Here is a 19,420-nt window from a genome sequence, read left to right as displayed (position 1 = left end):
AAAAGCACAATACCGTAGAACTACCGGCCAATTCCCCAGCACAAGGCAAGACACGTTTGACTCCGCTAAAGACATCTTACGCACTCGATTACGAGACCATTTTCCAGTACGCGCCGGTCGGCATGTGCATCTCCGTCGATCGCGTGATCCAGTCTGCCAACGAGGCGCTGGCCTCGATGTTCGGCTATCCGCTGGCAACACTGACGGACCGTTCGTTCCTGACGCTGTACCCGACGCTCGATGAATTCCTGCGCACGGGCGACCGCATCGTCCCTATCATGAATGCCAGGGGCCGCTATTCCGATGAGCGCATCATGCGGCGCGCCGATGGTGAATTGTTCTGGTGCCACGTCAGTGGCCGCGCGCTCAATCCGCAGCAACCGCTGGGCGCGGGCGTGTGGACGTTCGAAGACCTCAGCGAAAAGCGCCCTGTCACGGCCGAATTGACGCCGCGCGAACGGGAAATCGCCGCCCTGCTGGTCGAAGGAAAGACCAGCAAGGTCATCGCGCGCGAAACCGACCTCAGTCCGCGCACGGTGGAAATGCACCGGGCCAAGTTGATGCGCAAGTTCTCGGCGTCGACCTCGTCGGAATTGGTGCACAAGCTCGTCGGCGTATCGCGCTAGGGCAGATGGCGCCGCCATCGCCCGCGCCGCGCGTTGTGCGCGTGTTTACTGCGCCGTCATGCCGTCATCGGCGGTGATGATGGCGCCGTTAATGAAATGCGATTCTTCGGCGGCCAGTAACAGCAGCAGGCCATCGAGATCTTCCGGTCTGCCGGCGCGCTTGCGGGGCAGCATGCCGATCAGCTTCTTGCCTTGCTCGGTGTCGAAATAATCTTCATTGATTTCGGTCGAGATATAGCCGGGGCAGATGGCATTGACGTTGATGTTGTACTTGCCCCATTCGACGGCCATCGCCTTGGTCATCTGCACCACCCCCGCCTTGCTCATGCAATAAATGCCGATCTGGGGCAGCACGCGCAAACCGGCCACCGAGGCGATGTTGATGATGCGGTGCTGTTTTTTGGGATCGCCCTTGGCGCGCGCGATCATGCGCTTGGCCGTTTGCTGGGCCACAAAAAAGGCGCCGCGCAAATTGGTGTCCATCACGTAGCCATAATCGTCTTCGGTGACATCGACCAGGCGCTGGGTGGTCGATACCCCCGAATTATTGACCAGGATATCGATCGGTCCCGCTTCCGTTTCGGCGTGCGCAATGGCGCTCTTGATGCTGGCCATGTCGGTGACGTCGAGCGCGACCACGTGGGCGGCGCCGCCGTCGGCCTCGATTTCCGCCCGCAGTTCCTTGAGGCGGTCGGTACGGCGCGAGGCCAGCACCACCTGTGCGCCAGCGCCGGCCAGGGCCTTGGCAAAACGGGCTCCGAGCCCGCTCGAAGCGCCCGTGATGAGCGCGATCTTTCCTTCGAAATTGACTTCAATGCCCACGTTCGCTCCTGTGCTTGTCCAGACAAAGCGTCATCATTACATAAATTACCAGCGCCAGAGCGCCTGATTTTGGCGGCAAGATGGGGCGGCGATGGCGCCGGTGCGGCAACGCCCGTTGCCGCAAAACCGCGCTGGTGGCATGGCCGGGCACGGTTTAGACGAAGCGCCCTAATATTGGCGCAATATGCCCGTAAAATAGCGGGCGCCGTTGCAATCGGCGCCAAAAAGCCGCACACTCGTGCTTAAATTTTTCGAGCCCATAAAAAATACCATGACAGAGCCAATCAATCTTCTCGAACAGTACGGCCCGCGCGAGGCCATGGAATACGACGTCGTCGTCGTCGGTGGCGGTCCGGCCGGCCTTTCGGCAGCGATCCGCCTCAAGCAAATGGCGGCCGAACAGGGCAAGGAAGTCTCCGTGGTCGTGCTGGAAAAAGGCGGCGAAGTGGGCGCCCATATCCTGTCGGGCGCGGTGATGGACCCGCGCGCGCTGACCGAACTGTTCCCGAACTGGAAAGAACTGGGCGCCCCCCTCAACACGGCGGTGACGGAAGACCGGATCTTGTTTCTGACGGAAACGAAGGCCTACCAGACGCCCAACTTCATGGTCCCGGCCTGCTTCGAAAACCACGGCAACTACGTCATCTCCCTGGCCAATGTCACCCGCTGGCTCGGTCAGCAGGCCGAAGCGCTGGGCGTGGAAGTGTTCCCCGGCTTTCCCGCCGCTGAAATCCTGTACACGGAAGATGGCGCCGTCAAGGGCGTCGCCACCGGCAATATGGGCGTCAAGCGCGACGGCCAGCCTGGTCCGGATTTCCAGCTGGGCATGGAATTGCACGCCAAGTACACCCTGTTCGCGGAAGGCTCGCGCGGCCACCTGGGCAAGCAGTTGATGGCAAAGTATGACCTGAACGCTGGCAAGGACCCCCAGTCCTATGGCATTGGCATCAAGGAACTGTGGGAGATCGATCCGGCCAAGCATCAGCCCGGGCTGGTGATCCACACCACCGGCTGGCCGCTGGCGCACGACACCTACGGCGGTTCCTTCCTGTATCACCTGGAAAACAACCAGGTGGCGGTCGGCTACGTCGTCGGCCTGGCCTACGAAAACCCCTACCTGTCGCCCTACGAAGAATTCCAGCGCTATAAAACCCACCCCGCCATCCGCACCTTCTTCGAAGGCGCCAAGCGGATTTCCTACGGCGCCCGCGCGATCACGGCGGGCGGCCTGCAATCCTTGCCAAAACTGGTGTTCGCCGGCGGCGCCCTGATCGGCTGCGATGCGGGCTTCCTGAACATGAGCCGCATCAAGGGCAGCCACGCCGCCATCAAGACGGGCATGCTGGCGGCCGAAGCGGCCTTCGGCGCCCTGCAAGCGAACCGCCAGCATGACGAACTGGCCGCCTTCCCGGCCGCCTTTGAAGCGTCGTGGCTGAAGGAAGAGTTGCACGTGGCCCGCAACGTCAAGCCCTGGCTGTCGAAGGGCCTGGTGGTGGGCGCCGTCATGACGGCCATCGACCAGATCGTGTTCCGCGGCCAGGCGCCGTGGACCCTGCACCACAGTCACGCCGACCACGAATGCCTCAAGCCGGCCGCCAACTACAAGCCCATCGTCTATCCGCGCCCGGACGGCAAGCTGACCTTCGACCGCCTGTCCTCGGTGTTCATTTCCAACACCAACCACGCCGAAGACCAGCCGATTCACCTGACCCTGAAAAATCCGGCAGTGCCCGTCAACATCAACCTGGCCACGTACGCGGGTCCGGAAGCGCGCTATTGCCCGGCCGGGGTGTATGAATATGTCGCCGACGACAATGGCAAGGAGCGCCTGCAGATCAATGCGCAAAACTGCGTGCACTGCAAGACGTGCGACATCAAGGATCCCACCCAGAACATCGTGTGGGTGACGCCCGAAGGTGGCGGCGGGCCGAATTACCCAAATATGTAAGCACGGCAAACCCAGCTGTTGCTTGAACCGGCCTGCGGGCCGGTTTTTTTTGGCGCTTTCACCGTGACGGTGACAGCGCCTTTTTCATGCACGGTGGGCGCGCCCGAGTTTTCGCTCGAGGCGGCCTTGCAGGGCCTCGAATGCCAGGCTCATGCACCAGTACAGCGCCGCCGCCGCCAGGTACAGGGGCAGCGGGCGGAAGGTGGTGGCGATGGCTTCCTTGGTCGTCAGCATCAATTCCGTCATGGTGATGACCGAGACGAGCGAGGTGTCCTTGATCAGGCTGATCAAGGTATTGCTCATCGACGGCACCGCCACCCGCAGCGCTTGCGGCAGGATGACGTAGGCGAGGGTTTGCCAGTGATTCAGGCCCAGGCTGAGGCTGGCGCGCCACTGGCCGGGGCCGATGCTGTCGATGGCGCCGCGCAGGCTTTCCGACAGGTAGGCGCCGGCGTTGAGCGAGAGCGCCAGCACGCCCGCGACGACGGGCGTGAATTCAATGCCGATGCTGGGCAAGCCATAATAGATCACGAAAATCTGGACCAGCAGGGGGGTGCCGCGCATCACGCTCACATACAGCGCGGCCGGCCAGCGCAAGGCACGCCGGCGCGACATGCGCAGCAGGGCCAGTGGAAAACCCAGGCACAAGCCGCCCACCATCGAGGCCATGGCGAACACCAGCGTGTAGGCGGCGCCCGTCAACATGGTGGGCGCCGCCGCGCGCAACAGCCCGATGAGCTCGACGCCCGCCGCTTCCATGCCAGCCATATCCATGCCGTCCGCTTACGGCGCTGCGCGGCTGACGTCGGTGCCGAACCACTTGATGGAAATGGCCGTCAGGCTGCCATCGGCCGCCACGGCGGCCAGCGTCTTGTCGAGCGCGGCCGCGAATTGCGGGTTGCCCTTGGCAAAGGGGATGCCCATCCGTTCGACTTTGCCCACCCGCGCGCCCGCCTTGATGGGCAGGGTCGAATTTTTCAGCAGGTAGGCCACCATCAGGCTGTCGTTGAGCGCCGCATCGACGCGCCCATTGGCCAGATCCTGCAGATTTTCCGGCGCCGCCGGATAGCTCTTGACCTCGATGCCCCCGACCGCCTTGGCCTGCTGCTCGAAAATGCTGCCCTGGCCAACGCCGAGCTTCTTGCCCTTGAGGCTGTCGAGGCTGGCGTAGGTGGCCGTGTCAGACTTGCGAACGATCAACTGCGGGCTCGAATACGTGTAAGGGGAAGAAAAATCGAAGGCTTGCTGGCGCTGGGGCGTGATGCCGACCTGGCCGACGATGACGTCGTACTTGCCGGCCCCCAGGCCCGCCAGGATGGCAGACCACTCGGTGGCGACAAATTCCACCTTCAAACCCATCCTGGCGGCGAGCAGGCGGGCGACGTCGACGTCGTAACCACTGAGCTGGCCGGTTTTCTGGTCCTTGAAATTAAAGGGCGGATAGGTGCCCTCCATGGCCACGCGCAGGGCGCCCCGCTGCTTGACGGTGGCCAACAGGTCGGCCGCCACCGCCGGCAGCGCCAGGCTGGCGCAAGCGGCGACGGCGATCAGGCGAGCGAGCAGTTGACGGGGCCGCGAAAAATGGTAAGCGTGCATGCGGGGTCCGGGATCAAGGTAAGCGGTTCATCGAGGCAGCGCGGCGATCAGGCGGCCATCGAACGATTGCGGGAACCGAATCGGTGCCCGACGATCAAAGTGGTGGTGGCGATCAAGGGCGACATGCCCAGCACCAGTTGCACCAGGCGGTCTTCCGGCAGCACCCACAGCTGACCGGCAGGCGGCTGGGCGCCGGTTGCTGCCGTGAGCAAGGGGGCGATCCATGCGGCGTCGGCCTCCACGTCGAGAAAAATCGCGTCGCCCGTGGTCTGCATGAACACCTTGCCGCCCACGGCCAAGGTAAAACAGACGCCGTAGCCCGTTTCCTGGGGGGCGATATGTTCCTGCAGACTCTGGTTGTGCTCGTCGATCCACAATTCGACATCTTGCGGCGTTTCCAGTGCGGTCCAGGGGACAGCGCGGAAACGGGGTGCGGGGGCGCTCGGGGCGGCGTCGAGGGCTTCGCCGCCTGGGGTAAGACTTGGGTTCATGATCACGCGATAGAAAAGCTGAAGCCTGTGCGAAAAATCAAGGCTGACCGCGCGTATCGTACGGCATTTCGACGATCGCGTACAAGCGGGGGCGCGCTGGCGACGAGCGCACACGATGGGGCACGGCCGGGGGAGGCGCGATGAAGTCGGCGAAACTGGCATACCGGACACAGGGCTACGTATCCGATTTTGAACAATTTCTCGATCGTTTCATGGCGGACCATCCGAACGTGGCGCCTGGCCAGCAGCGGGGCTGGCACATCTGGTGGGACCGGCCCGTGGCACAGGCCGACCTGGTGGTGCGCCGCGACGACGCGGTGCCCGTCAAGGGCTACGCCTACAAATAAGACGACGGCGAAGGCGCCGTCGCCTTCGCCGTCGGGCAGCAGGCGCCGGCGCCAGAGAAACGGGCACGGCCCTGCGCGCCGCCCCTCGCGGCGGGCGCCTTATGCCAGTTTGGAACTGACCTTCGCCATGCGCACCACCAGGTAAATGCCGTACAGGGCGGCCAGTCCCACCAGGATGTAAATGACCCGGGCAATCGGCGTCGCCACCCCGAACAGGCTGGCGACGACGTCGATGCCCCACAAGCCCACCGCAGCCCAGTTCAGTCCGCCGATGATCATCAAGGCCATGGCCAGGTAATCGATCACCGACACGCCGGTGCTACGTCTGCCGAGTAGCGGCGTCTGGCGACGTTCGGGCGTGTGGCGGCGATCATTTGCGGGAATGTTCATAGTTGCCATCGTAAGCTCCTTGTGTCTGTCGAATCGGCACGACGCCGCACGGGCGGCGCCGCGGCCGGCCACACCGCCGGCAAAACGATTGGACAGCGTCGAGGGCAAAGAGTTTGAGGGCGATGACAAAAAAACCTCGCTGCGTGCAAGACCGACGCAGCAAGGCGTCAGCCCTTCCAGGTCCGTTTCAAGCCCGTGTCGGCGTGAATCCAGCCCCCCTTCGGGCCCGAGCGGTAATAGAAGCCCACCCCGCCCTGGCGGAAACTGCGCACCAGACCGCCCAGTACCTCGGCATTGAGGTTGGCGATGCGGATATCGGCGGCCATGCCCTTGATATGCAGCGACTGGCGCGCGGCCGGCACACCCTGCTCGATCAGGCGCGAGTTGGACTTGGCGGTGCGAAAGCCCGACAGGATCTCGAGCGGCTGGTCGATGCCGTAGCGGGCCACGAAGGCCTGGGTGCCCCACAGGGTTTCAAACAGCTTGGGATCGATGGGTGCGGTTTCCTTGCCGTTGACGTCACGCATCAAGTGGCACAATTCCTGGTAGGCGGCGTCGATGACCTGGCCGTCTTTCCAGTACAGCACGCTGGCGCGCTCGCCACTTTGCGGGCGGATCACGGACAAGGTGCGCGGCTTGAGCCAGAAGTCCATGTCGAGCGCCTGGGCGTCGAAAATGTCCGGCGGCGGCGCCATGTCGGTGGCGGCGATGAGCGTGGGCGCCTTGCTGCCGGCGCTGGCCACGCGGGTTGGCGCGGCCGGGGCGCGGGCATGCGCCGTGGCGGCAGTGGCGGACTTGGCAGTGCCGGCCGCCGTGGCGCAGCCGATCAGCGGGGTCGACAGCGCGCCCAGCGCGGTCAGGGTCAAACCTTGGTGAAGAAATTCTCTGCGCGAAGCCATATCAGACGTGGTCAAAATTGAGGCGCTCACTATAACGCAAGCGTTTGCCGAAACGGCGCCGTTTTCACGGGCGCGGCGGGAATTATTGCGAATTGCCGGAATTGCAGCTGCAAAAGCGCTTGTTGCCGCCCTGCGCGCCCGGCACGGCGTCGAGTTGCTTCCACAGCAGGTCGCTGTCGACGCCGTAGCAGGTCTTGTCCTTGCCCGCATTGAGGTAACCGAAGCGCGCATAGAAGCCGCGGCTGTTGATGGTGCCGTGGATGCGCACGGTGGCCACGCCCCAACTGCGCGCGCGCGCTTCGGCCGCGTCGAGCAGGGCCTTGCCCACGCCCTGGCGCTGCGCCAGCGGCAAGACATGGCACAGGGCCAGCTTGCCGGCCTGGTTGATCAGGGCGACGCCGACGATGCCATCGGCGCGCTCGGCCACCACCATGTAATTGGCCGGCACGGCGATCCACGCCGCCACCTGGGCCGGCTGCTTGTTGCCCAGCCAGGCGTCGAGAATGGCCGGGTCGTGACGGTGGTCGTCGACGCAGCTTTCCAGGATGGCCTGGCGCAGCACGGTGCAGATCGCCTCGGCGTCGGCGGCCACGGCAGCGCGGGTGGTGAGTCCGATTTTCATGAACAATGGATAATGGTGAAAGGGAAAAATTATTGCTAATTACTAAGGTACTACTCAGGATGGACTATACACGCAAGCGCCGCCGCTTGCTGTGCGCGGCTCGTGCACACCATCGGGCAGCAAATAATAAGAGCGCGGCGCACGGTAGCCGATTAAGCTTATGACAAAATTGTTCTTCCTTTCGGGGCCGGTATTGACGAACATACCAGCCTGTCTCCTCATAAGGTAAAAGCCACCATGACACGTATTCCGTTCACCCGCCGCATGTTGCTCGCGTTTACGCTGGGCGCCTTCGCCCTGCCGCTGGCCGCGCGCGCCGCCGACACCGAGCTGCTCAACGTTTCATATGACGTGGCGCGCGAACTGTACAAGGACATCAACCCAGCCTTCATCGCCGATTACAAGCAAAAAACGGGCGAAACCGTCGTCATCAAGCAATCGCACGGGGGCTCGAGCAAGCAGGCGCGCTCGGTCGCCGACGGCCTCGAGGCGTCGGTGGTGACGATGAACCAGGCCAACGATATCGACATGCTGGCCGAGCGCGGCCTGGTCGCGCCCGACTGGGCCAAGAAATTCCCCAACAATGCCGCGCCGTATTACTCGACGATGGTGTTCCTGGTGCGCAAGGGCAACCCCAAGCAGATCAAGAACTGGGACGACCTGGCCAAGGCCGACGTCAAGGTGGTCATTCCCAATCCCAAAACCGCCGGCAACGGCCGCTATACCTACCTGGCCGCGTGGGGCTCGGTGCTGAAAAAAGGCGGCACCGAAGCGCAGGCGCGCGAACTGGTGGGCCGCATCTTCAAGAACGTGCCGGTGCTCGACGGTGGCGGCCGCGCCGCCACCACCACCTTCACCCAGCGCCAGATCGGCGACGCCCTGGTGACGTTCGAAAACGAAGTGCAACTCGTGCGCGCCGAGTTTGGTGACAATTTCGAGGTGGTCTATCCATCCACCTCGATCCTGGCCGAGTCGCCGGTGGCCGTGGTCGACAAGGTGGTCGACAAGCGCAATGTGCGCAAGCAGGCCACCGCCTACCTCAATTTCCTGTATTCCGAGGCCGGCCAGGAAATCGGCGCGAAGCACTTCATGCGCGTGCGTTCGGCGGCAGTGGCCAAGAAATACGCCGCCAACTACAAGCCGATCACCCTGTTCACCGTCGACGAACTGTTTGGCGGCTGGAAGGCGGCGCAGAAAAAACACTTTGACGACGGCGGCGAGTTCGACAAAATCTACACGTCGAAATAAACGCTCCCCATAAAAGAAGCAAAACGACAAGCAATCTGAAAAATAGTATTGTTCATTTAAAAAGGCTCTGCGCGGACGCAGGGCCTTTTTTCATTAAAATGCCAGCCTGTAGCATGAATACGGTTGTGCACCATGGACATTGCCCAACATGAATGCTATCTTCCCCACGTGTAGTTGCCTTCCGTCTAGTTGTTTCCACATCCGCCGCGCCACGGCGCGCCCGATGTTGAACGCCCCATGAAAATGTCCAAATGAAAAAATTGTTCGCCACCGTTGCGATGTCGATCGTTGCTGGCGCTGCCCTCGCCGGTCCGTTCGGTTCGCAGTCCGTGCTGGTTGTTGAAGATGACACCGGCAAAGTACTGATTGAAAAGAATGCCAATGTCATCGTCCCCATTGCCTCCTTGACCAAGTTGATGACGGCCATGGTAGTGCTGGACAAGAAACAGAACCTCGATGAGGCCATCTCGATCGACAAGGTCGACGTCGACATGCTCAAGCACAGCACCTCGCGCGTGCCCGTCGGCGCCAGCATTGCCCGCCGCGATGTGCTGCAACTTGCCCTGATGTCGTCGGATAACCGCGCCGCCGCCTCGCTGGGCCGCACCTATCCGGGCGGCACCGAAGCGTTCAAGGCTGCCGTCAAGGCGAAAATTGCCGCGCTGGGCATGACCCAGACCAGCATCGAAGAGCCGACCGGCCTGTCGCCCAACAACAAGTCGACTGCCGCCGACCTGATCAAGATGGCCGTGGCCGCCTCGAACTACCCGGAAATCACCCGCATCACCACCGACGCCAAGGACATCATCAACATCAATGGCCGCGGCGTCGAATACCACAACACCAACCGTTTTGTCGGCGCCAAGGGCTGGGATATCGGCCTGTCGAAAACCGGCTACACGCAGGAAGCGGGACGCTGCCTGATCATGCGTATCAAGGCGGCCGGCAAGAACGCCACGCTGGTGCTGCTCAACGCCGGCGCCTCCTCCACGCGCGCTTTCGACGCCATGTCGATCCGCCGCCTGATGGGTGGTGCCGACGCTGCCGAGGCGCGGCACGCGCGCGCGCAACCGCGCGAAGCACGTCTCACCAAGGTGGCGCTGCGCACCCGCGTGGCGCGCCACCTCAAGCCACGCGCCCGCCGCTAAGCCAGAGCACAGGGGCGCACTGGCCCCTGATTTGCAGCGCCGTGGTGCTTAGCCGCGCGCCAGCATCGCGCGCAGTCCGCTGGCGCGCTCGGTCTTGCGGGCGATCGCTTCACCGAGCACGGCCCCGCTGGGCGTGACCAGGGTGAAGCGCTGGCGCGCCCGTGTGATCCCCGTATAAATGAGTTCCCTGGCCAGCATCGCGCCGCCCGCCTTGGGCAGCACCATCACCGTGTGGCTGAACTCCGACCCCTGCGACTTGTGCACCGTCATGGCGAACGCCGTCTCGACGTGGCGCAGGCGCGTCGCCAGCACGCTGCGCACCTCGTCGCCCTCGAGAAAATACACGCGCAGGGACGCCGGCCGGAGCGGGTCGCTCAGGGTCACGCCGATGTCGCCGTTGTAGACGCGGGTGCCGTAGTCGTTGCGGGTGACCATGACGGGGCGGCCCACATACCATTCACCGCTCTTGCGGATCAGGCGCGCCGCCTCCAGCCGCGCTTCGATGGCGCCATTCAGACCGGCCACACCCCACTCACCTTCGCGCACCGCGCACAGCAAGCGAAATTGTTCGAAAGCGCGCAGCACCGCCAGCGGCGCCCCGTCCAGGATTTCAAGAAACGCGCGGTAGCCGTCCACGGCCAGTTGCAGCACCTGTTCCTGGCGCGCCTGTTCGATCCATGCCAGTTGCTCGCCCCCTTCGCGCAGCACCTGCTCGGCCACGGCGACGTCGCCCTGGTTGACCGCCAGCGCCAGGCGTCCGATCGGTCCGCCGAAGCGGTGGCTGTGGCGCAGCATCACCGTTTGCTGGGCCAACGCACCGGCCGCGCCCAGGTAGCGCGGCGGCAGCACCTGGCCGGCGGCCGCCTCGGCGTAGGCGCGGGTGGCCTCGTCGTAACCGCCCTGCTCGGCGTGTTCGCACAGGTCACCCAGCACGGCGCCCGCTTCGACGGAGGAGAGCTGGTCCTTGTCGCCCAACAGCACCAGGGTGGCGCCCGCCGGCAAGGCGTCGAGCAGGGCCGCCATCATCTCCAGGTGCACCATCGAGGCCTCATCGACGATCAGCACGTCGACTTCGAGCGGATTGGCGCGGTGGTGGGCGAACAGGCGGGTGTCGGGCCGTGCGCCCAGCAGGCTGTGCAGGGTACGCGCCGGCCCGATCAGCTCGGCCTGCTGTTTCAGGTCGAACGCGCCGCTCCCGCTGTCGATGCGCGCCACCAGCGCTGCCATCGCCTTGTCGATCGACTGTTTCAGCCGCGCCGCCGCCTTACCGGTGGGCGCGGCCAGGGCAATGCGCAGCGGCGCCGCGCCCGCCTCGGCCCCCGCCAGCAGCAGCGCCAGCAGGCGTGCCACCGTGTAGGTCTTGCCCGTGCCAGGCCCGCCGGTGATGATGGCGACGTCGCCGCGCACGGCGATGGCGCAGGCCAGTCGCTGCCAGTCGGGGCCATCGTCAACGGCGCCTGCACTGGCACCGTCACCATCGAACAGCCGGGCCAGCGAGCCGTTCACGGTGGCGCTGTCGACCGGCCGGCGGATGCGGGCACGCGCGCCGATGGCGGCCGCCACCAGCGTCTCGTCGCGCCAGTAGCGGCGCAGGTAGAGGCGCTCGCCGTCGAGCACAAGGGGCTGGTCGTAATCGAACTGGCCGGCCTGCCAGACCTGGCCGGCCCCGCCCAGCGCCGCGATCCACCCCTTGGTCTGCCGGGGCAGAGGCGCGGCGGCGGCCGCCAGCGGCGCCCACTGCTGCGCCGTCCAGCCCATCAGGGCGCACGGATCGGCCGCCAGTTCGTCGAGCATCAGGCAGCTGTGACCGCGCCCTTCCAGCTCCGACAGCAGCACGCAGGCGAGCAGCAGCGGCGCGCTGGCGGGGCTGGGTGCGCCGCCGCTGCCGACCTGCATGGCGCCGACGAAGCGCCCGAACGCGCCCGACAGGCGGCGCAGCGCGCCCGCCTCGGTCAGCACGGCCACTTCGCGCCACAGCGCCTCACACTGGGTATTCAACAGGGGTTCTCCGATGCAGGTGAGGATGCCAGGCCAAGCAAGGCGTCGATGCCGTCAAGCAGCGCCAGGTCGGGCGCGAGCAGGTAGCAGCCGCGCGTGTCAGGATTGGCGATGCCCCGTAAAAACAGAAAAATGGCGCCGCCCAGCTGGCGCGCCGGGTCGTAGGCCGCGCCCAGCCGGCTGCGCAGCAGCCGGTGCAGCGCCAGCAGGTAGATGGCGCCCTGGATGTCGTAGCGGTGCGCCGCCATGCCCGCGCCCATGGCGGCGCGGGTGTAGGCCTGGTCGGCGCCGCCCAGCGCGTTCGATTTGTAGTCGAGCACCCAGTAGCGTCCCTCGTGCTCGAACACCAGGTCGGCGAAGCCCTTGAGCATGCCGTGCAACTGGCGCTGCGGCAGGGCCGGCCGGCGCACGCCGTCGAGCAGATGGGCGCTGCACAGGCGATCGAGGGCGCCCGCGTCGAGATGGTCGCTGGGGAACCAGAACTCCATCTCCGGCAGCACCGCGCGCAGATCGGCCAGCGCCGCCTGCAGGGGCGGCAGCGCGGTGCTGGCGACCAGGCGCAGCCAGGCGATGGCGTCGTCCTGGCGGTTGCCCCAGCCGGCGCGCTCGATACGGGCCGCCAGGCGGCTGTCGAAATTGGCCGCGCGCACGCACGCGAAGCCATCCTGCGCCATCCATTCGAGCTGCTCGTGCAGAAAATTGCCGGGCACGGAGCCGCGCGGGAATCGGTGCCAGGGAGCCTCGTCCAACCGCGCCGGCGCTGCCCCGGCGTCCCCTTGCGGCGCCTCTTCCAGCAAGGTCGCCTCGAGCGCGCGCATCGGCGCGGCGGCGCTGGGCCGGCTCAGCGAGGTGAACGAGCCGACCGACCAGTTGCGCTCGAAGCGGGCGGTGAACGGCGCCGCCGGCCGCAAGGGCGCCTCGGCCTGGCTGCGCGCCAGGCTGGTGACGCGCTCGGCGTCGGCGCTGGCGGCGCTCGCCAGCAGCCAGATCGGTATGGCGGCGCTGGCGTCAGCGTGCGCCGACGCCGTCGCCCTTAGCGCCCGCAGCCGTGCCAGGCGCGGCGTGAGCTGGTCGGCGGCAATCCGTTCGCCGCCACCGACCAGGTAGCCGAAGGCCGATTCGTGCAAGCGGTTTTCGCCGGCCTTGCGCGCGGCGATGGCGGCCACCCCCAGCCACAGGAAGTGGCGCGCACGGGTGAGCGCCACGTACAACAGGCGCAGGTCTTCTTCCAGGCGCGCCTGGTCGACCGCCGCCATCGCCTCGTCGCCCAGGCCCAGGTCGAGATGGCGCGCGCCGGCGTCGTCGGTGTATTCGAAAAAGCTGCGATTGCGGCGGTCCGTGCGGCGCGCGCTGACGGCGAACGGCAGATACACCAGCGGGTATTCGAGCCCTTTTGACTTGTGCACGGTGACCACCTTGACCAGTTCGGCGTCGCTTTCGAGCCGCACGATGCGCTCGTCGCCGCCCTCGCCCAGGCCAGCCTGCTGCTCGCTGAACCAGCGGATCAGCGCCTGCTCGCCATCGAGGGCGCGGCTGGCCGTTTGCAGCAGCTCGGCCAGGTGCAGCAAATTGGTGAGGCGGCGCTCGCCGCCCGCCTGCGCCAGCAATTTCGGCGGCAGGCCCAGATCGTGAATGAAGCGCCGCAGCATGGCCAGCACGCCCTGGCGCTGCCAGATGGTGTGCAGGTTTTTCAGCTGCTCCACGCGCTCCTCCCAGGCCAGCTCGTCGACCGCCATGCGCGCCAGCGCCGGCAAGGCCACGCCGGCGGTGCCGGTGGCGAAGGCCGCCCGCGCCAGCGCGCCGTCCTGCGGACTGGCCACCGCGTGCAGCCAGCGCAGCATGTCGGCCGCCTCGACGCTGTCGATGACGGAGTCCTGGTCGGACAGGTAGACGCTGCGCACCTGGCGCGCCATCAGGGCGCGCCGCACCGCCGCCGCTTCCCGGCGGTCGCGTACCAGGATGGCGATATCGGCCGGCGCCATGCGGGTAAATTCGCCGTTTTTCTCGAAGCCCACCGCGCTGTCGTTGAGCAGGCCGACGATATGCTCGGCGCACTGGGCGGCGAACCCGGCCCGGTAGGCGTCGGCCGCCAGCGCCTCGCCGTCGCAGGTGGCGATCGCCAGCGCCTGGCCGGGACCGGCCACGCCGACCAGCCGCTGCGCCTGAACGGCCGCAGCGACGGCGTCGAACGGCAGCGGGTTGTCGCCTTCGCGGCGAAAGCGGAACGCGCCGGCGGCGAAACCGGCATGGCTGCCGTCGGCATGTCCCTCGGCGTGCAGGAACAACTGGTTGACGGCCTCGACCAGCGCCGCCGTCGAGCGGTAATTGGTGCCCAGCTTGTAGTGGCGGCCGCTGGTGGCGCGCCGCGCCGCCAGGTAGCTGTGGATGTCGGCGCCGCGAAAGCCGTAGATCGACTGCTTCGGGTCGCCGATCAGGAACAGCCCGCGCGCCGGATCATTGTCGGCCACCTGGTACAACAGGTCGAACACCGCGTACTGCTCGGGCGAGGTATCCTGGAATTCGTCGACCATCGCCACCGGGTACTGGGAGGTGATGCGCGCGCGCAGGGCGGCGCCGTTGGGTCCTTCGAGGGCGGCCTTCAGGCGCACCAGCATGTCAGCGAAGCCGAACTGGCCGCTGCGCTCCTTTAACTGCGCCATGCGGCGGGCGATGCTGGTGGCCGCGTGGCCGATGATGGCGTGCCGGACCGGCTCGAGCGCCGCCAGCGCCGCCTGCAGCGCGGCGGTGGCGTCGAACGCCTCGGGCGCGCGCAACTGCACCCCGGCCGTGCAGGCGTCCTCGATGCCCTCCGGGGTCAGGCGTTTCCAGGCCGCCGGCGTCAGGGCAGGCGCCAGTTGGCCCGGGTCGCCCGCCCAGGCGCGCAGGGCGTCGAACCATTTCACGAGCGAGTCGGCGCGCATCTTGGTGCCATTGAAGCACTTCGGCGCCTGCGCGCGCTGGGCGGCGATCCACTGCTCCATGGCGTCGGCCCGTTCGGCCCAGCCGGCCTTGAGTCCGGCCAGCTGCTCCTGCATGGCGCGCTCGGCGCGGGCAATCAGCGATGCCAGATTTTCGTCCGGGTTGGCGCCGTTGAACGCGCCGGCGCGCGCCACCAGCTCGCGCACGCCCGCCTTGAGCGCGCCGACGTCGCTCCAGCAGCCCAGCAAGGCCGCCAGCGCGTGGCTGTTCAGGGGATAGACGTTCTGACGCCAGTAATCGTGGGCGGCGTCCTCGAACAGGGCGCGCTCGTCGGGCACGAGTTCCTCGTCGAACAGGCTGCCCGAATCGAAGGCGTGCTCGCGCAGCATGCGCTGGCACCAGGCGTCGATGGTGAAGATGGCCGCCTCGTCCATCGTTTCGGCGGCCAGCATCAGGCGGTGGGCCGCCTGCTGGCGTTCGCCCGGGCCGTCGAAGGCGTCATGCAGGGCCTGCAGATACGGGTCGAACAGTTTTTCATCGCGCGTATTTTCGCTTTCGTCGAAGCGAAAATATGCCGCCGCGTCGACCAGCCGCTGGCGCACCCGGTTCGACAGCTCGCGCGTGGCGGCGCGGGTGAACGTCATGACCAGGATTTCCGGCGGCAGCAAGGGGCGCGCAAAACCGCGCTCGCCGCCGTGGCCCAGCACCAGCCGCACGTACAGGGCGGCGATGGTCCAGGTCTTGCCGGTGCCGGCGCTCGCTTCGATCAGGCGGCTGCCATGCAGGGGAAAACGCAAGGGATCGAGATCCTCGCTGGCGGGCATCTGCGGTGCTACAGGTTTGTTCATGACTGGCCCATGGTGCCGGGCCGGTTCAAGGGCGACACGGCGATATCTTGTTCGATCCACGCCAGCAGGGGCGCATACAGCGCTTCGGCGGTGGGCAGGGCCTCGCTGTGCGAGGACAGCGCGGCGAAATCGGGCCACAGGCGCGCCAGGCATGGCTCGCGCTCGACCTCGCCGGCCATCTGGTAGCCGCCTTCGTAGGTGGCGCGGGGGTCGCCGCCGGCCAGCCAGGTAAGCGAACTGAGGCAGGCGACCGGCAGCGGGGCGTCGAGGTTGCGCCGCCATAAGGCCACCAGCGCGGTCAGGGTCGCCAGCGCCGCCGTCTGCTCGAGCGGCGCCATCTCGACGACGGCGTCGCGCGCGACCAGGCAGCCGGCCACGGGATGGCCGACCGCCGCCGCCGCCAGCTGGCGCAGCCACGGCACGATCAGTTTGTCGGCGCGCGGGTTGCCCGCCTTGTCGAGCACCTTCGAGGAAATCTGCATCAGCCACGCGGTTTCATCGCCGCGCCGGCGCAGGCGGTCGATCCAGTCGTCGAAGCGGACTTCGCCGAAGCGCAGGCTCAGCGCCAGCTTGGGCGCGCGCTCGGGCAGGCGCGCCAGCTGGCGCAGCCAGGCGGCGCGCACCGGCACCAGCGCCTCGACCAGGTCGTCCTGCCACATCTGCCCGCGCAGGCCTATAGGCAGGATGCCCTCGCGCGCCAGGCGGCCGGCGCGCAGCGCCAGCGCGGCGCGCACGCTGGCGCCGGCGTCATCGAGCGCGCCGCTGTCGTCGCCGGCGCTGTCGTCGAGCAGGCTGTCTTCCAGCGCGTAACGCTCAAGCGCGTCGAAGCCGAACGGCTCCTCGTCCTGGCCGAGGGCGTCGTCGTCGATGAAGCGCACATCGAGACGGCGGCGGAAAAAGTAGCGCGCCGGCTGGCGCACGAAGGTGGCCAGTTCGCCCAGCTTGAGCTGGTAGCCCGCCTCCAGCTCGTACGGCGGCAGCGGCTGCGGCGCGATGGCCGGGACCGCGCCGTCGTGGGCGCCGCTCCATTCGGCGGCGTAGCTGCGCAAGCCGCCCTCTTCGAAATAGCGGCGGCTAAATGGCTGCAGCGCGTGCAAGGTGGTGATGGCGTCCGGCTCGATGGCCCAGCCAGCGAGCAGGTAGTCGCGCAACTGCGACACCAGCACCGACGGCGGCTGCTCGCTGTTGTCGCGCACGTTGCGGCCGACCCAGCTGACGTACAGCTTGTCGCGCGCCGACAGCAGCGCTTCGAGCATCAGGTAGCGGTCATCGTCGCGCCGCGAGCGGTCGCCCGGGCGCGCCATGCCGGGCAGCGCCAGCAGGTCGAAATCGTTGTGGCTGGCGCGGCGCGGGAAATCGCCGTCGTTCATGCCCAGCAGGCAGACCACCCGAAACGGCACGGCGCGCATCGGCATCAGGCTGCAGAAGGTCACGCCGCCAGAGACAAACTGGTGGTTCAGGGTGGGCTCGTCGAGCGCGCCCAGCCAGGCTTCGCGCAGCACCGCCAGCGGCACCGCTTCGTCGAACTCGGCCTCGTCGCAGGTCTCCTGCCAGCTTTGCAGGGCGCCATGCAGCTGCGCCAGGGTCAGCCGGTCATCATCGTGCTGGCCGTCGAAGAACGCGGCCAGCAAGGCGCGCGCGCACTGTGCCCATGCAGACGGGGTGCGCGCCTCGGCCAGCACCGCCCGATACGCCAGCAGGGTTTCGATCAGCTGGGCCAGCGAGCCGGCCAGCGCGGCGTCGAGCCCGCCCACCTCGGCGTACGGTTCGACCCCGTCGAAACTGGCGCCGTTCCCCACCGCGTAGCCCAGCAGCATGCGCCGCACGCCGAAAATCCAGGCGTTCTGTTCGCCCGCCGAGCCGAGGCCGAGGCCGTCGCGGTGCTGCTGGTCGAGCCCCCAGCGCACGCTGGCGCCCTCGATCCAGCGGCCGACGATGGGCAGGTCATCGGCGCCCAGGCCGAAGCGCCCGGCCAGCGCCGGCACGTCGAGCAGGTCGCGCACTTCGCTCTGGCGGCAGCGCTGCTGCGGCAGGCGCAGCAGCCATTCGAGGGCCACCAGCAGCGGATTGACGCTGCGGTCCTTGACGTCGCCGATCTCGAACGGGATGAAGCGCGCCTCGTGGCGGCGGTGCTGGTCGAACACGGCGTGGATCGCCGCCGAAAACGTGTCGATGTCGGGCACCATGACGACGATGTCGCGCGGGCGCAGACCCGGGTCGCCGGCAAACCACGACAGCAGCTGGTCGTGCAGGATTTCCACTTCGCGCTGGGCGCTGTGGGCGATGTGAAATTCGACCGAGCGGTCGGGCGCCGCGGGCGCCGTCGGCGCTTGCCCCGCCAGCGGGTGCTCCGACAACGGCAGCAAGTCGCGCACCGCCGCCTGGACCCGGCCCAGCAGGGTCGCGCCCGGCTCCTCGGTGAACAGGTCGACCCGCAGATTGCCGAACTGGCCCTGGGCGGCGCCGTCGAACTCGTCGAGCAGGCGGATGAAATCGCGCCCCTGGCGGCCCCAGCTCGCCAGCAGCGGGTGGCTGTGGGCGTGCATGTCCTCGATCGGCAGGTGCGACAGGTCGGCCCCGCGCGCGCCCTGGCGCCGGTGCGCCGCCTTGAGCAGATGGCGCCCGTCGATGATGTCGCCCCAGTAGAACTGACAGGGATTGGGCACCGCCACCACCACCTGGCAGTAACGCGACAGCGCGGCCAGCGCCTGCAGGCTCTGGTGCGGCAAGGCCGAAATGCCGAACACCACCACCCGGCGTGGCAAGCGCCCGGCCGGCGCGGCGCCGGCGGCACTGGCGTCCTGGAAGCGCTGGTGGACATAGGCACGGCCGCTGGCGCGCTGCTGGGCCGGCAAGCTGGCGCGGATGGCGCGCCACAGGCGCGCCTGCCAGCACTGGTCGGCTGCCAGCGGGCGGCTGGCGATGGCGCCCTGGCCGCTGCCGTCGCGCAGCACGTCGCGCTCGTTGGCCCAGTCGTCGAGCCAGTCGGCGCGGTACACCTGGTACTGGTCGAACAGGTCGGCCAGGCGGGCGGCCAGTTGCAGCCGACGGGCGGGGTCGCCGTCGCCCAGGAAGTGCTGCAGGGGCGCGAACACGGGCTCGTTCACCAGCGCCGGCAGCAGCCGCATCAGGCGCCAGGTCAGCGGCGCCTTGTCGAACGGCGAGCGCTTGGGCACCTGGTCGGCGCCCAGCAGGCCCCGGTAGGCCTCCCATAAAAAGCGCGCCGGCAGCGCCACCCGGGTGGCGGCGCACACGCCGCTCTGCTCGGCCAGGGCGATCTTGAGCCACTCGGCCACGCCGTTGGACTGCACCAGCACGATTTCTTCTTCGAGCGGCGCCAGCGGGTGCTGGGCCATCCAGCTGAACACGGCGGCGCGCAGCAATTCCATCTGGTTGCCGTGCAAGATCAGCAGGCCGGGCGTGACGGGTGAGGACATGGGGCTCCGAGTTGAGGGCAATGCGCGCCCTGGCAGCAGGCGGCGCCACCATTATAAGGCGCGGCGGCGCCGGCCCGGGCA

At 67.2% G+C, this 19,420-nt stretch carries 15 protein-coding genes; 5 read left to right on the top strand and 10 right to left on the bottom strand.

The features are described from left to right. Positions 1-56 precede the first annotated feature (56 nt). Entirely contained in the window at positions 57-626 is a 570-nt protein-coding gene (locus tag ACP7EY_RS12800; RefSeq protein WP_426194073.1) for a LuxR C-terminal-related transcriptional regulator, read from the top strand. Positions 627-671: 45 nt separating this feature from the next. Here the strand turns inward: ACP7EY_RS12800 and ACP7EY_RS12795 are convergent, their stop codons facing one another. Beyond that, positions 672-1,448 (bottom strand): SDR family oxidoreductase, encoded by a 777-nt coding sequence (locus ACP7EY_RS12795; RefSeq protein WP_426194071.1) that lies wholly within the window; start codon positions 1,446-1,448, stop codon positions 672-674. Between the two features lie 271 nt (positions 1,449-1,719). Between ACP7EY_RS12795 and ACP7EY_RS12790 the strand changes: the two genes are divergently transcribed. After that, positions 1,720-3,396 (top strand): electron transfer flavoprotein-ubiquinone oxidoreductase, encoded by a 1,677-nt coding sequence (locus tag ACP7EY_RS12790; RefSeq protein ID WP_426194069.1) that lies wholly within the window; start codon positions 1,720-1,722, stop codon positions 3,394-3,396. A gap of 84 nt (positions 3,397-3,480) precedes the next feature. Here the strand turns inward: ACP7EY_RS12790 and ACP7EY_RS12785 are convergent, their stop codons facing one another. From ACP7EY_RS12785 to ACP7EY_RS12775, 3 genes are read right to left on the bottom strand one after another with little or no spacing between them, the layout of a single operon-like run. After that, entirely contained in the window at positions 3,481-4,170 is a 690-nt protein-coding gene (locus tag ACP7EY_RS12785) for an amino acid ABC transporter permease (protein ID WP_426194067.1), read from the bottom strand. A 9-nt stretch (positions 4,171-4,179) separates the two neighbouring features. After that, positions 4,180-4,992 (bottom strand): transporter substrate-binding domain-containing protein, encoded by an 813-nt coding sequence (locus tag ACP7EY_RS12780; RefSeq protein WP_426194065.1) that lies wholly within the window; start codon positions 4,990-4,992, stop codon positions 4,180-4,182. Between the two features lie 47 nt (positions 4,993-5,039). Continuing rightward, positions 5,040-5,483: a hypothetical protein gene (locus ACP7EY_RS12775; RefSeq protein WP_426194063.1), complete on the bottom strand. Its 444-nt coding sequence runs from the start codon at positions 5,481-5,483 to the stop codon at positions 5,040-5,042. A gap of 140 nt (positions 5,484-5,623) precedes the next feature. On the opposite strand from ACP7EY_RS12775, the gene ACP7EY_RS12770 reads away from it, so the two are divergent. Next, positions 5,624-5,830 carry a DUF3460 family protein gene (locus tag ACP7EY_RS12770; protein WP_426194061.1) on the top strand — a complete coding sequence of 69 codons (207 nt, stop codon included), beginning with the start codon at positions 5,624-5,626 and terminating at the stop codon, positions 5,828-5,830. Between the two features lie 99 nt (positions 5,831-5,929). Here the strand turns inward: ACP7EY_RS12770 and ACP7EY_RS12765 are convergent, their stop codons facing one another. The 3 genes from ACP7EY_RS12765 to ACP7EY_RS12755 form a co-directional block, all read right to left on the bottom strand. Next, positions 5,930-6,229 (bottom strand): DUF378 domain-containing protein, encoded by a 300-nt coding sequence (locus tag ACP7EY_RS12765; protein ID WP_426194059.1) that lies wholly within the window; start codon positions 6,227-6,229, stop codon positions 5,930-5,932. 158 nt (positions 6,230-6,387) lie between these two features. After that, positions 6,388-7,086: a YcbK family protein gene (locus ACP7EY_RS12760; protein WP_426194057.1), complete on the bottom strand. Its 699-nt coding sequence runs from the start codon at positions 7,084-7,086 to the stop codon at positions 6,388-6,390. A gap of 115 nt (positions 7,087-7,201) precedes the next feature. Beyond that, positions 7,202-7,741, bottom strand: coding sequence for a GNAT family N-acetyltransferase (locus ACP7EY_RS12755; protein ID WP_426194055.1), 540 nt, complete (start codon positions 7,739-7,741; stop codon positions 7,202-7,204). A gap of 237 nt (positions 7,742-7,978) precedes the next feature. On the opposite strand from ACP7EY_RS12755, the gene ACP7EY_RS12750 reads away from it, so the two are divergent. Continuing rightward, positions 7,979-8,989, top strand: coding sequence for a sulfate ABC transporter substrate-binding protein (locus tag ACP7EY_RS12750; RefSeq protein ID WP_426194053.1), 1,011 nt, complete (start codon positions 7,979-7,981; stop codon positions 8,987-8,989). Positions 8,990-9,240: 251 nt separating this feature from the next. Beyond that, positions 9,241-10,137: a serine hydrolase gene (locus ACP7EY_RS12745; protein ID WP_426194051.1), complete on the top strand. Its 897-nt coding sequence runs from the start codon at positions 9,241-9,243 to the stop codon at positions 10,135-10,137. 48 nt (positions 10,138-10,185) lie between these two features. On the opposite strand, the gene recD is transcribed toward ACP7EY_RS12745, so the two are convergent. The 3 genes from recD to recC are packed head-to-tail and all read right to left on the bottom strand — an operon-like array spanning position 10,186 to position 19,339. Further along, on the bottom strand, positions 10,186-12,135 hold the full coding sequence (recD, locus tag ACP7EY_RS12740; RefSeq protein ID WP_426194049.1) for an exodeoxyribonuclease V subunit alpha: 1,950 nt from the start codon (positions 12,133-12,135) through the stop codon (positions 10,186-10,188). Then, positions 12,132-15,902, bottom strand: coding sequence for an exodeoxyribonuclease V subunit beta (gene recB, locus ACP7EY_RS12735; protein ID WP_426194047.1), 3,771 nt, complete (start codon positions 15,900-15,902; stop codon positions 12,132-12,134). Before recB ends, recD begins: the two co-directional genes overlap by 4 nt. Next, a complete protein-coding gene (gene recC / locus ACP7EY_RS12730; protein WP_426194045.1) occupies positions 15,899-19,339 on the bottom strand; it encodes an exodeoxyribonuclease V subunit gamma in 3,441 nt (1,146 codons plus the stop codon). The genes recB and recC overlap by 4 nt, the downstream gene beginning before the upstream one ends. Positions 19,340-19,420: the final 81 nt, after the last annotated feature.

Source organism: Massilia sp. DWR3-1-1 (assembly GCF_049898325.1).
Taxonomy (GTDB): domain Bacteria; phylum Pseudomonadota; class Gammaproteobacteria; order Burkholderiales; family Burkholderiaceae_D; genus JAFCUW01.
The sequence above is the reverse complement of the archived record's forward strand: the minus strand, read 5'-3'. Positions and strand labels throughout refer to the sequence as shown.